A 14,156-nucleotide genomic window follows, 5' to 3' on the forward strand; every position below is an offset into this window, starting at 1 on the left:
AAAATGAAACATTATATTCAGCAATATTTTACTGCAGTAACTAGTAAAAAGGGAAAGTGGATTACTTTAATTGCCTGGCTTCTCCTTGTCGGGATAGTAAGCATGTTTTTACCTCAGGCTAGCTCACAGAAAAATGATTTAGCTAGAAATATTCCCACTACTGCTTTATCACAGCAGGCAGAGGAAAAAATGAAAGAGGAATTTCCCAATGAACAAGGAACACCTGCATTAATTGCTTGGTATCGATCAACAGGATTATCTGATCAAGATTTACAACAAATCCAAGAGCTTACCAAACAACTAACAGAGAAACCGCTAATCCATCAAGAAATGATTATTCCCTATCATCAACTACCGATAGAAGCAGTAAAGCGACAAATTTCTGAAGATGGAACAACATTCGTTCTCCCGCTTTTATTTGAGAATAATTTAGCTACAAGCGAACTGAAGACTGGTATTCAGGAATTAGAAACGGCTGCAAGTGACTTATGGGGAGAAAATCCTTTTAACACCTCTATAAAAGACGAAACAAAATTGCACGCAAGAACAACCGGTCCAGTAGGTATCTCTATTGACGCGACAGAGCTGTTTAGCCAAGGTGACTTATCATTACTCATTGGCACAGTCATGATAGTTTTAATTTGTTTGCTTGTCATATATCGTTCTCCAGTATTAGCTTTAATCCCGCTAATCGGAGTTGGAATCGCTTATGGAGTTATCAGTCCTTTACTTGGCTTCTTAGGTGAGTCAAGGTGGATTGAATTTGATTCTCAAAGCATTGCTATTATGACCGTATTGCTTTTTGGAGCTGGTACAGACTATTGTTTATTCATTATCAGTAGATATCGTACGTTACTAACACAAGAATCAGTAAAGGAAATTGCGATGCAAAAAGCCTTAAAACGTTCTGGCGGAGCCGTGGCGATGAGTGGTTTAACAGTATTTTTCTCCCTCATTGCATTATTATTAGCTCAATATGGGGCAGTTCACCGATTTGCCATTCCATTTAGCATATCTATTCTCATAATGATGATAGCTAGTTTAAGTATTGTCCCTGCCATTTTAGCTATTATCGGCAGACTGTCTTTTTATCCATTCGTTCCTAGAACAGAAGAATTATTAGCAAAAAAGGGCATTAAAAAAACAGCGAAAAAAAGAAAATCACTCGGAACCGCGATTGGTAAGGTAGTAACAAAACATCCATGGAAAGTGACGATTCTCACGACAATATTACTTGGAATTTTTGCTCTTTTTTCCCTTAAAACGGAGTATACGTATGACTTATTATCCTCATTTCCGGATGATATGCCCTCAAGAGAAGGCTATACTTTAATTGAAGATCATTTTAATGCAGGGGAACTTGCTCCCGTATCGGTTATTATTAACACCGAAGGAGAAGCTGTAAAAGTCGAGGAATCCTTGAAGCAATTAGATTTTATCGCAAAGGTTTCAGAGAGTGAAGCAGGAAAGAAGAATCCTGATTTAATCAAATATTCAGTGGAGCTTCAAACGAATCCTTATTCAAATGAAGCGATGGATAAACTACCAATAATTCGGGAAACATTGGAAGAAACGCTTCAGGAGAATGGAATCAAAAATGCGAACGATAATGTTTGGATTGCTGGAATTACTGCAGAGCAATATGATACAAGAGAATTAACAAATGATGATGCGCAAATGATCATTCCTGTTATTTTAGCCATGATTGCCATCCTTTTACTTATTTATCTACGCTCTATAACGGCAACCATCTATTTGATTGCGACCGTTCTGCTTTCCTATTTTAGCGCATTAGGATTGGGCTGGATTATCCTTCACTATGGATTTGGAGTAGAGGCAATTCAAGGTTTAATTCCGCTATACTCCTTTGTATTTATTGTGGCATTAGGAGAAGATTATAATATATTCATGATTTCAAGCATATGGAAGAAAAGCAAAGAAAAGCCTCTCTTACAAGCGGTGAAAGAAGGTGTAGCAGAATCTGGCGGCGTTATTACTTCTGCTGGAGTCATTTTAGCCGCTACCTTTATGGTACTAACGACTTTACCAATGCAAGTACTTGTCCATTTTGGAACCATAACTGCAATCGGAATTGTGCTGGATACCTTTATTGTAAGACCATTTTTAGTGCCTGGAATAACTTCCCTATTAGGAAATGCTGCCTTTTGGCCAAGCAAGAAACTACATGTAAAAGAAAAAGAATAGATTATTTATTCCTCCAAGTGCTGTCTCACCAGAAAGCTTGGAGGATTTTCTTCTCTCTTTTCCGTTTTATCCTTCCTTTTTTTAATTTATTTGATTTTCTTAAAACAAAATCCCCTTTCCATACGTCTATTCCTTGTAAAACTTAAGTTATTACGTATTTCTTCCATAAAGGAGCTCTTCTATGTTAAACAAAAATAAAAAAGAAACGGAGTTAATTACATTTATTATGGATCAGAAGGAAAGCTTCTATCGATTTGCTTACTCTTATGTACGGAATCAAGAAGATGCCTTAGATATTGTACAAGACTCTATTCATAAAGCGTTAAGAAAACAACATCAATTAAAAGATACTGCTATGATGAAAAGTTGGTTTTATCGAATTGTCGCTACAACCTCTCTTGATTTTTTACGAAAAAAGAAACGTTGGTATGTGGCAGACGATGACAGTTTAGAAGTGCTTGCTTCAAGTTCTGTCGATACTTACAAAAATTTAGATTTAGAACAAGCAATGAATCAGCTTCCACCATCCTATAAAACCATTGTGATTCTTCGTTTTTTTGAAGACTTAAAGCTCGAAGAAATTGCTTCTGTACTAGATGAAAATATAAATACAGTAAAAACAAAACTTTATAAGGCACTAAAAATACTTCGTATAGAAATGAAATAGTGGAGGAATAAAATGGATAGAAAATTAGAAAAGATGAAAAAGGATTATTTGAATATACCCATACCAAATGAACTGGAGAAACAGACACATAGATCGATTAAACGATATCGTACTTTGAGAAGAATTTCAAAAAACGCTATCTTCTTAGCTGCTTCCATCCTTTTATTCATTACAACGGTCAATATAAGTCCGGCAGCAGCAAGCACCTTATCAGATATACCTTTTTTAAACAAAGTCATTAAGGTCGTTACAATAACAGAATGGAAAGAAACGAAGAAGAATAGTGAGCTAGATATTAAAACGCCTGAAGTAACTGGCTTAGAGAATAAAACTCTTTCTCAGACATTAAACCAACAATACGTTCAAGAATCAAAAGAGCTTTATTCTAAATTTATGCAAGAAACAGCAAATGATAATGGAAACTACTCGCTCGAAAGTGGCTATATCGTTAAAACAGATGATGATTTGTTATTATCGCTTGGTCGATATACGATCGAAACAAAAGCATCTGCTGCAGAATCTATTCGCTATGATACGATCGATAAACAAAACGAACTGTTAATCACATTACCAAGTCTATTTAAAGATGATTCTTACATTGATGCTATCAGTTCGTACATTTTACATGAAATGAACAAGCAAATGAAAGCAGACATCGGAAGCTATTTTGTAAAAAGTGATACCGATCCAGAAGGGTTTGATAAAATCGATCCATACCAAAATTTCTATATAAACAAACAGCATCAATTGGTCATTTGCTTTAATGAATACGAAGTAGCACCAGGGTATATGGGGACAGTTGAATTTCCCATTCCATCCGATGTGATAAAGGATTATTTAGTAAGTGATTTATATATAAGATAATTGGTTATCATTGATAAGTCAGAGGAGAGGATTTATTCTTTCCCTCTGACTTTTCTTCTTTTATAATTGAAAAGTTTTCCTCTGGCAAACTGTTTTCTCTTCCTCATACTTTTGTTGATAGGTATAAAAACGTTGCTCTAGACCCACCCTATAGTGACTTGATATGATTAGTGAGGTAGTTAAGGAGGCATTTGCAATGGATAAAAAATATGCAGACTTAAAGCTCGGAGAACGAGCCGCGATATTAAGCATTATTACATATATTATTTTAGCATCAGTGAAATTAATTATTGGAAATAGCACTGATTCGCAAGCTTTAAAAGCAGATGGATGGAATAATTTCACCGATATTATTGCTTCTGTTGCCGTTTTAATCGGGTTGCGGCTATCTCAAAAACCAGCTGATAAAGACCATCCTTATGGCCATTGGAAAGCGGAAACTGTTGCTTCGTTAATTGCTTCCTTTATTATGATGAGTGTTGGATTACAAGTATTATACCAAGCAATCTCTTCCTTCTTTACTCATTCTAGACAAGCACCTGATTTAGTGGCAGCATATACAGCTATCGCCTGTGGTGCTGTTATGTTCTTTGTCTATCGGATCAATTTACGATTGGGAAAAAAAATAAATAGCCAAGCTGTAAAAGCAGCAGCGAAAGATAATTTTTCTGATTCGATGGTTAGTTTTGGTACTGCTGTCGGTATTTTTGGAGCACAATTAAACTTGGGATTTTTAGATCCGCTAGCGGCCTGTATTGTCGGCCTGTTAATTTGTAAAACAGCTTGGGGAATTTTCCGAGAAACCACTCATTATCTGACAGATGGTTTTGACGTTTTATTGATTGATAAATATAAAAAGACCATTTTACATACAGATGGCGTTAAAGCTGTTAAAGAAATTAAAGCAAGAAATTATGGCAATAACCCAGTCGTGGATGTCGTCATTACCGTTAACCAGCAGCTAGATATTACTCACGCCCATGATATCTCTTCAGCCGTAGAAAATGCCTTAATAAATGAATTTAATGTGTTAGAGGTTCATGTCCATATTGAGCCAGACGAAGAAACCCAGTAAAGAAACGAATGAATAGTATTTAGAAGTATAACGGAGAAAGCTGAAGATTGACTTATGTAAGTATTCCACAATATAAAAAGGAATAATTTTCCTCACTATAGCTAATTCTGTCCTTTGCTTTTTTTGATTGCTGTGTATAGAGTGAGAAAATAGCCAACTCTCATTGAGCTGGCTTACAGTAATACTATTTTTCCCCTCCAATAAAATATAAAATGGTAATATGTATTGGATAAAAGAGATAAAAAAATATTTTAAGCCAACTCCTTTTTCCCCATTATAAAAATAGAGCAATGGCAAAGCTAAAATCATCATCCATTGGAAGTCTGCAAACGGAAGTAAAAATTGTGAAAACGGATTTAAACTGCCTCCCCATTTTTTATATACTAAAAAGATAAAAAGGCAATAAATTGAATAGCTTATTACTAATTGTTTTTTATTTCTAAATAAATAAAAGACAACACCTAATAAAACGAACAAGATTCCCCCTTCTACATATATTACATTTCCAAATATAGCTCCATAAAAAGGATATCTCAGAGCTGTATTTAATATAAATATTTCTGTAATGAGGGTAGAAAGCACAGTACTTATCATCTGCCATATTAAGTAGATACTAAAATATCTCCAACTTCTCTTATCGATTACATAAATTAACAATGCAACCGTAAATAATGTCGCAAAAAAATTATTAGTTAATCCTACTCCCGTATTATAATTTTGATTAATAAACACATTAACGCAAGCCATGATAACACTAGCAATATACAAACGGAAGAGATATCGATGTTTATTAGAGGTGTGAGTCATACCTATTATCACAAAATAAATAAAAATCGGTGCTGCTATTCTCCCTCCCCATCTTAAATATACTGGAGTACCAGGGATAAATTCCCCTATATGATCTATTAGCATAAAAATTAAAGCTATTATTTTTATTAAAGTAGTAGTCATGATCATCTCCTTAATGAAGAAAAGCACCTATACAACTAGGTGCTTTATATTTGTCATTTAGTGCTTTTTTATATTTAAACTTAGAATTTCATGGTTGGTAAAGTAGATGATCTTACTTTACCAACCTTTACATAAATTTCAGCTTTTTTATTAGAACATCTTCATATTTTCGAGATCCAAATTGCTCGTTTTTACTATCCATTTGATTTAGGCAAAAATATTAATATGCTTTAGCCCAATAGACTAATTTATTTGCTTTTTTGCCACAGCATACACAAGTGTCAGCGATTTTTTCTTGCTCAAAAGGCATACATCTAGATGTTGCACTTGTTTCTTCCTTTATTTTATCTTCACACGCTTGATCTTCACACCACATGGCTTTAATAAATCCTGGCTTTTCTTTTGCCGTCAACTGTTTAAATTCATCAAAATTTACAGCAGTATGAGTGTTTTCTTCTCTATGATCTGTGGCTTTCTTTAACAAGTTGTCTTGGATATCCGTTAATAATTGTGTAATTGTTTCTTCTAATCCATCCATAGAGACAAATTGTTTCTCTCCAGTATCTCTTCTCACAAGAACCACTTGATTTTTCTCGATATCTTTTGGTCCCACTTCTAGACGGAGAGGAATTCCCTTCATTTCATACTCATTAAATTTCCAGCCTGGCTTTTTATCACTTGCATCAATACCAACGCGGATCGAATTACTTAGTTTCTTCTGTAAATCGTAGGCAAAATCCAATACCCCTTCCTTATGCTGGGCAATTGGTACGATCATCACTTGTGTTGGTGCAATCATTGGCGGTACGACTAAGCCGCGGTCATCCCCATGAACCATAATCATGGCACCAATGATTCTTGTCGTAAAGCCCCATGATGTCTGCTGAACATGCTGCAAGTTGCCATCTCTGTCCGAGAACTGAATTCCAAAGGATTTTGCAAAGCCATCGCCGAGATTATGCGAAGTACCTGATTGCAATGCTTTGCCGTCATGCATCAAGCTTTCAATCGTATAGGTGTATTTCGCGCCTGCAAACTTTTCTTTTTCTGTTTTACGCCCTTTGATCACTGGAAGTGCCAAGTACTTTTCGCATATTTCTGCATAGACCTGAAGCATTTGAATTGTTTCTCTATCTGCATCCTCTTCCGTTTCATGACATGTATGACCTTCTTGCCATAAAAATTCTAAAGTACGTAAGAATGGACGTGTCGTCTTTTCCCAACGCACAACATTAGCCCACTGATTATATAGCTTAGGAAGATCACGATAGGAATGAATAATATTTTTATAATGCTCTGCAAAAAGCACTTCTGATGTTGGGCGCACACAAAGTCTTTCTGCTAGTTTCTCGTCTCCGCCATGTGTAACCCATGCTACTTCTGGTGCGAATCCCTCAATATGATCTTTTTCTCGTTGTAAAAGGCTTTCTGGAATAAATAATGGCATATAAACATTTTCATGCCCTGTTTCTTTAATACGTTTATCTAATGCTTCTTTAATATTCTCCCAAATCGCTGTTCCATAAGGTCGAATAATCATCGAACCTCTTACACTTGAATAATCGATTAGTTCCGCTTTTGTCACTACATCTGTATACCACTGGGCAAAATCATCTTCCATGCTAGTAATGCTTTTTACAAAATCCTTCGCCATTTTAAAGGGCCTCCTATTTTATCTGTGTTTTTAAACGTATTTCAAGCGATCTTTCTTAGAAAAAGACCATAAAAAAAAAGCGTTGCTATTCATTAGGGACCAAATAATGGCGGTACCACCCTAATTCAAAGCAAAGCTTTACACTCTTCCATGTTAACGGTATTGAACCGCTGAATCTTCTTAAACAAAGTCTATTCGATACAGAACGAAAAAGGCAGGTTCAACAGGTAAGCCTATAGGTCCTTTCAGCATTTAGACCCTCTCTTTTTATAGACATTGCTGCATACTAATCCTTTTTATAGTTTCATTATTCATTTCTTTGTGAAAAATCATATCGGATAGAAACATTATTGTCAATATAGATTTTTTTTATTCTTTTTAACCGATAGGGCATATATCTTTTATTTTCGATAATGGAGAAGGAGTGAATGGCTTCTCTGTGTTTTCTTTAAGCTCTATGCTTTTTAGGCATAGAAAGTATTTCTCTGGACCCTTATCTATTAACCTCTTAAATAAAAATTTAGCGCTGCTTGCAGTGCTTGGCCTGCAGGGAGTTTTACACCATGGCTAATGAGGCATGCCTCTAAACTCGCAAGTACGAATAAGACATTTTCTTTGCGACAGCTATAGCCCATTGTTCCAATTCTCCATATTTTTCCGTGTAATGGACCAAAAGAGCTGGCTATTTCTACTCCAAATTGCTCAAGCATCATACTACGAACAGATTCTGCATCAATCCCCTTTGGAACGTTAATGCATGTTACCGTTGGCAGCTTCCACCTTTTATCACCGAACAATTCAAGCCCCATTCCCTTTATTCCTTCCATGAGCGCTTGTTCATGGTACTGATGACGAGCAAACCTCTTTTCCAAGCCTTCTTCTAAAACAATTCTTAATCCTTCATGAAGAGCATATAACATGGTAGTTGCTTCTGTATGATGATTCAGCCTTCGCGGACTCCAATAATCCTGCAATTGTGCCAAATCTAAATAATTTGAGCGAATTGGGGCATGGGCTTTTATCTCTGCTAGCTCCACTTCTGTAGCTATTCCTCTTTCTACTTTCTTCCGTGCATTTAACACTTTTTCCACTCGATCATTATACGTAATAGGGGCATTTCCAGATGGAACTGATAAACATTTTTGATTTCCTCCAATTACTGCATCGATATACCAATTATCTGTTTGAACATTGGCTCCTCCAATTGTTGCAACTGCGTCAACGATAAAGAGAATATCTTGTTCTCGACATGCTTTGCCGACCTCTTCTAATGGCTGCATACACCCTGTTGATGTTTCTCCATGAACAAGAGCAACTACTTTCGGTCTCACTCTTTTCATTTCTGCAATAATTACTTCTGGATCAAAAACCTCGCCCCATTTACATTGAAGCAAATGAATCTCAGCCCCATATCTTTCAGAAATTTCCGTCAAAAGATGTCCAAATCTTCCGTAAATTGGAATTAACACTTTATCTCCTGGCTCAATGACACTGGCCAATACAGCTTCTAGTCCAGATCTTGATGTTCCATCAACTGGATATGCCCATTGATTTTTAGTTTGGAAAACTTGTTGAATCATTCTCATAACATCATTCATGATAGATGTAAATGCAGGATCAAATTGTCCCAAAATAGGTGTACTTAACGCCCTTAACACTCTCGGATCAACCTCAACAGGTCCTGGTGTCATAATCGTTCTTAAGGGTGTGTTTAGTTCTAAAAAAGTCACTATGATACTTCCTTTCCTTATCTTTTAGTAATTCCCTCTGCTTGCTTCGTGATCCTTCTTTTTGGTCTTCATCAATCTCATAAACACCACTTCTCTCTTTCCTCTCTTCTTTTCGGCTTTCATCAACCCCATGAACTCCACTTTTCCTATTCCTCTCTTACTTTTCGGCTTTCATCAACCCCATGAACACCACTTTCCTCTTTCCTCTCTTACTTTTTGGCTTTCATCAACCCCATGAACTCCACTTTCCTCTTTCCTCTCTTACTTTTTGGCTTTCATCAACCCCATGAACTCCACTTTCCTCTTTCCACTCCTACTTTTCGGCTTTCATCGACCTCATGAACTCCACTTTCCGCCTTCCCTGCACCTTAAGTACGTTCATCTCAGAAAAAATCAATAAGCCAAACGGTGTAGTAATTCTATAAGAACAACAACCCCATTTTTTAAATCTTCTAGATTTGTATGTTCCTTTGGGGAATGACTGATCCCATTTACACTAGGAACAAATAGTAACGCTGTCGGGCAATAGGTTCCGAAAATTTGTGCATCGTGACCGGCACCACTAATCATTTTTTGATATGGGATATCTATTTCCTCCACAATTCTCTCCGACAGCTGCGTTAGTTTATCGTCCATTGCAACGGCCTTAACATCCAGCCATTGATTCCATCCTACTTCCATACCAGCAGTCTTACATCTCTCTTTAAAATGTGCAAAAATTTTCTCACAATAGTAATCTAGCACTTCTTCTTGGTGGTGGCGGACATCCAGTGTAAAAGTAACCTCTTTGGCAATCACATTAGGAATATTAGGCACTGCCTGTATTTTCCCAACTGTCGCCACTAAGTGAGCGTCCATTTCCGTAACTTGTTTAATGGCATATGTAATTAATTCCGCTGCAAGATGTATACTATCCTTTCGATAAGGCATGGGAGTTGTACCTGCGTGGTTACTCTCCCCAGTAACTTTGATCGTAAATCTTCTTTGTCCAACTATATGAGAGACAATCCCTATAGACTTCTGCTCTTTTTCTAAGACAGCCCCTTGTTCTATATGTATTTCTATAAAGCATTCAATATCCTCTCGCTTAACTTGTTTTTCAACTGGCTGCAAGCCCGCCGATGTCATAGCATGAGCAAAAGAAATATTTCTTGCGTCAGCTAATCCTTCGCAATCACTTTTAGTAAACTTTCCCGTTACCGATCCAGATCCCCAGAAAGCTAAAGGAAATCTACTCCCCTCTTCCTCACATAAAGAGACTACTTCTATTGTCTTTTTTGGTTTACCATAATGTTGTTTCAAATAATTGACAGCGATAAAACTCGCCATAATCCCGAAGGCTCCATCATATTTTCCACCATCTATAACAGTATCAATATGAGAACCTGTTAGAATGGCTTTCTCCTCTAGATCTACTCCTGCTAACCTGCCAAATAAGTTGCCAACACCATCAAAATAAGGATTCAAGCCATTTTCTTTCATTTTTTGAAAAAGAGAATGTTGGGCTAAGCGCCAATTTTCATCATAGAGAAGTCTTGTAACTCCACCATTTTTCGTCTTCCCAAATCGGGCAAGCCATTCTATCCAGTCCCCTACTTCTTTTGTTTCAATATCAATAGTTGTCTTCATTTCTCCCGCTCCTCTCTGCTGATACTCTCCCTACATTCAAAATAAAAAGAAAGAACTCTCCTTCCTTTTGTTATTTTCTAATAATATTTAAAACTACTTAAAACGCACTAATATATGTATCCATTATTTTAATAATCACTTGCTAGCAATTCATTAGATAAAATGTTAGAATTGTCTAAATACTTTGTATAAATTAACTAAAGAAGCTTCTTGATTACACGGATTACTTTGGGAGGGATACAATTGAAATTAGCAGAGATATTACAAAAACCTGCCTTTGCAGAAGTGCAAGTAATTGCAGGTCACGGAGGATTAAATAAAGAAATTAAGCATATTACCATGATGGATGCCCCTGATATCGTGGACTTCTTAAACCCAAACGATTTATTAGTCACTACTGCCTATCATCTTAAAGATAATCCTGGTGTTCTGCTCTCCTTAATAAAAAGTATGCATAAAAGGGATTGTACAGCTTTAGGAATTAAGTCCAAGAGATTTTTAGGACATATACCACAAGAAGCGATTCAATTCGCAAATGAAATAGGATTTCCCCTATTAGAAATACCTTTAGAAACTTCACTAGGGGAAATCGTTAATGCTTCTTTAAACTATATGTTGAGTCAAAGAACAGCAGAGTTAACCACTGCCTTTGAAACCCATCGGAAATTCACGCAGCATATTCTGAAAGGGAAAGGGATAAAAAGGCTTATTGATGACTTATCTCAAATGATTAACAAGCCGATCTTTTTACTAGATGCCCATTTTCAAATACACACTTCTTCTCATAATCGAACATCTACCGATAACTTTTTGAGCTCTCTCCATGCTAATGGGTTTGAATTTTTATTAGCTAACTCACCATACTCTTGCTTTTCGAGTAGAAATACAGAAGAATTTTTTACAATTTTCCCCATTTATACACATATGAGAAAACCAGCATTTTTAGTTGTTCTGGGAGAAATCCCCATGGAAGGTCATAGCTTGCTTCTTACGATTGAACAAGCAACTAATGTGCTTTCTTTTGAGCTAATGAGGGAAAATACAGTGAAGCAATATACTAGAAGAGCAAGAAATGATTTCTTCGCTCACTTTATGGAAGGAAAGTTTAGCTTTGCTGAGGAAATCGAAAGCAGAGCTAAAGAATTTTTCTTAAAAAAAGAACAGGCTTCCATCGCAATAATTGGCAAATTGGATAGCGGCGATCAATATAAATCTTTCACACAGCATTCTGTTGAGGTAGATTATGTATTTGAATTTATCGAAACAGAAATAAAAAAGGCACCTTTCGCTTCTCAGCTTTTTCTTATTGAGGATCATTGTATTATTATCATGGAAGTTACCGATTCCTCTTATGAGCTAGACAAAACCATTCTTCCTTATTTACAAAATATCCAAACCCATCTTGTGAACACATTTAAAACAAGTATTTCATTCGGTATCAGTAATGTTTATCAGCGCCTGTTAAATTTACCTAATGCTTATCAAGAGGCGCTTAGTGCATTACATACTGGACAGCTTTCTGGAAACACTCCTTTTATCCAGATACATCGACCAAAGGATGCCTTTGAAATGTTAAGAATCATTCCAACAAAGGATCTGCAGGAATTTTATGATCATATTTTTCAACCTTTCTCTAACAATCATCAGCAAGAAGATGAACAAATATTACTCCATACATTATCTGTTTACTTAGAGACCCATTGCCAAATTTCTGAAACAGCGAAACGTCTTTATGTACATCGTAATACAGTGATTTATCGCTTAGAAAAATGTGAGGATCTCTTAGGAAAAAGTCTTAAGGATCCAGAGACTACCTTCCACCTTCGTTTTGCCTTTCGGATTAAATCAATTTTAAAAATGAATGAAAGAAAAAAACAAAGCCAAATCTAAAGAAGTTTTTCATTTGTCTTAGTTATATAATCTATATTTTCTAAATATTTTGTATAAATTAACCAATGACTTCTTTCTTCTTACTTCTTATTATGTTAATAAATATAACACCATACGTTAGAATGAATAACAAAGGAGAAGGAGTGTTTATAATGCCTCAAAATAACAAAAAGGGAATTCGAATTTTTTCTTTAGGTCTTCAACATGTTCTTGCTATGTATGCTGGTGCTATCCTTGTTCCACTATTAGTTGGAAGAGCCTTAAATTTAACAAGCGAACAACTAGCCTATCTTGTTGCAATTGATCTTTTAACATGTGGAATTGCCACATTGCTTCAAGCCTGGAAAAACAAATATTTAGGCATTGGCTTGCCAGTTGTACTAGGTAGTTCATTCGTCGCTGTTACTCCGATGATTTCGATCGGAACAAATTATGGAGTCACCGCTATTTATGGAGCCATTATTATTACAGGGATTTTTATGTTTATTTGTGCTCCTTTTTTCAGCAAAATTACCAAGCTCTTCCCTCCAGTTGTAATAGGAACAGTTGTAACTATTATCGGTTTATCTCTTATCCCATCTGGTATTAAAAATATGGGCGGAGGAGCAGCAAGCGAAGATTTTGGCTCCATTGAGAATTTGCTTTTGGCATTTGGCGTCCTATTGTTCATTCTTTTGTTAAACCGGTTTACAAAAGGATTTATGCAATCATTGGCCGTCCTAATTGGAATTATTGCTGGTACTATTATTGCTGCTATTCTTGGTAAAGTAAACCTTACTCCAGTAAAAGAAGCTAGTTGGTTCCATTTTCCTGAACTATTTTATTTTGGGATACCTAGCTTTGAATTTGGGCCAATTCTAACCATGTTAATTGTCGGTTTAGTTATTGTAATTGAATCAACTGGTGTCTTTTTCGCACTAAGCAAAATAACGGAGACGCCACTAAGTGAAAAGGATTTAACGCGTGGGTATCGTGCCGAGGGTTTAGCGATTACTTTAGGTGGACTATTTAATGCCTTTCCGTATAATACCTTTGCTCAAAACGTTGGTCTTGTTCAGCTATCAAAAGTCAAAACGGTAAATGTCGTAATTGCCGCAGGAGGAATCCTTGTTTTCTTAGGCTTTATTCCTAAGGTTGCGGCTTTTGCCACTATTATTCCCACACCAGTGTTAGGCGGAGCAACCGTTGTTATGTTTGGAATGGTTGTTGCTTCTGGCATAAGAATGCTGAGCAAAGTTGATTTTACCAATCAGGCTAACTTGTTAATCATGGCTTGCTCTATTTCTATCGGTTTAGGAGCAACAGCAGTTCCTAATTTATTTGACCAGCTTCCTTCCGCCTTACGAATCATTGTAAGTGATGGGATTATCACAGGAAGTTTGGCTGCCATTTTATTAAATCTTCTTTTTAATGTTAAAACCAGTAAGAAAAGCTCTAATGTCTCTCTCTTGAGCAAACAAGTCGGCGAAACAAATACATTGTAAACAAAAA

At 36.2% G+C, this 14,156-nt stretch carries 10 protein-coding genes and 1 other annotated feature; of the genes, 6 read left to right on the forward strand and 4 right to left on the reverse strand.

The annotated features are described in order from the left end of the window. Positions 1–3: 3 nt before the first annotated feature. The 4 genes from C2I06_RS13545 (at position 4) to C2I06_RS13560 (ending at position 4,811) form a co-directional block, all read left to right on the forward strand. On the forward strand, positions 4–2,205 hold the full coding sequence (locus C2I06_RS13545) for an MMPL family transporter (RefSeq protein ID WP_123258206.1): 2,202 nt from the start codon (positions 4–6) through the stop codon (positions 2,203–2,205). A 181-nt stretch (positions 2,206–2,386) separates the two neighbouring features. Further along, complete coding sequence (locus C2I06_RS13550) at positions 2,387–2,872, forward strand: RNA polymerase sigma factor SigV (RefSeq protein ID WP_123258207.1); 486 nt, start codon at positions 2,387–2,389, stop codon at positions 2,870–2,872. 12 nt (positions 2,873–2,884) lie between these two features. Beyond that, positions 2,885–3,736 carry an anti-sigma-V factor RsiV gene (rsiV, locus tag C2I06_RS13555; protein ID WP_095330344.1) on the forward strand — a complete coding sequence of 284 codons (852 nt, stop codon included), beginning with the start codon at positions 2,885–2,887 and terminating at the stop codon, positions 3,734–3,736. A gap of 196 nt (positions 3,737–3,932) precedes the next feature. Beyond that, the gene (locus C2I06_RS13560; protein WP_123258208.1) at positions 3,933–4,811 is read left to right on the forward strand and encodes a cation diffusion facilitator family transporter; all 879 of its coding nucleotides are present in this window, start codon (positions 3,933–3,935) and stop codon (positions 4,809–4,811) included. Here the strand turns inward: C2I06_RS13560 and C2I06_RS13565 are convergent. The 4 genes from C2I06_RS13565 to allC form a co-directional block, all read right to left on the reverse strand. After that, on the reverse strand, positions 4,767–5,762 hold the full coding sequence (locus C2I06_RS13565; protein WP_249928219.1) for a TraX family protein: 996 nt from the start codon (positions 5,760–5,762) through the stop codon (positions 4,767–4,769). The two genes, C2I06_RS13560 and C2I06_RS13565, sit on opposite strands and share 45 nt — an antisense overlap. A 220-nt stretch (positions 5,763–5,982) precedes the next feature. Then, on the reverse strand, positions 5,983–7,416 hold the full coding sequence (proS, locus tag C2I06_RS13570; protein WP_123258209.1) for a proline--tRNA ligase: 1,434 nt from the start codon (positions 7,414–7,416) through the stop codon (positions 5,983–5,985). A gap of 91 nt (positions 7,417–7,507) precedes the next feature. Next, positions 7,508–7,725: a binding site (T-box leader), on the reverse strand. A 191-nt stretch (positions 7,726–7,916) separates the two neighbouring features. Then, positions 7,917–9,146, reverse strand: coding sequence for a pyridoxal-phosphate-dependent aminotransferase family protein (locus C2I06_RS13575; protein WP_275068545.1), 1,230 nt, complete (start codon positions 9,144–9,146; stop codon positions 7,917–7,919). 393 nt (positions 9,147–9,539) lie between these two features. Beyond that, entirely contained in the window at positions 9,540–10,775 is a 1,236-nt protein-coding gene (gene allC / locus C2I06_RS13580) for an allantoate deiminase (protein WP_123258210.1), read from the reverse strand. A gap of 243 nt (positions 10,776–11,018) precedes the next feature. Between allC and C2I06_RS13585 the strand changes: the two genes are divergently transcribed. Further along, positions 11,019–12,665: a PucR family transcriptional regulator gene (locus tag C2I06_RS13585; RefSeq protein WP_123258211.1), complete on the forward strand. Its 1,647-nt coding sequence runs from the start codon at positions 11,019–11,021 to the stop codon at positions 12,663–12,665. A gap of 152 nt (positions 12,666–12,817) precedes the next feature. Next, positions 12,818–14,149 carry a nucleobase:cation symporter-2 family protein gene (locus tag C2I06_RS13590; protein WP_123258212.1) on the forward strand — a complete coding sequence of 444 codons (1,332 nt, stop codon included), beginning with the start codon at positions 12,818–12,820 and terminating at the stop codon, positions 14,147–14,149. Positions 14,150–14,156: the final 7 nt, after the last annotated feature.

It is taken from the genome of Niallia circulans (genome assembly GCF_003726095.1).
In the GTDB taxonomy this organism is placed as follows: Bacteria; Bacillota; Bacilli; order Bacillales; family Cytobacillaceae; genus Niallia; species Niallia circulans_A.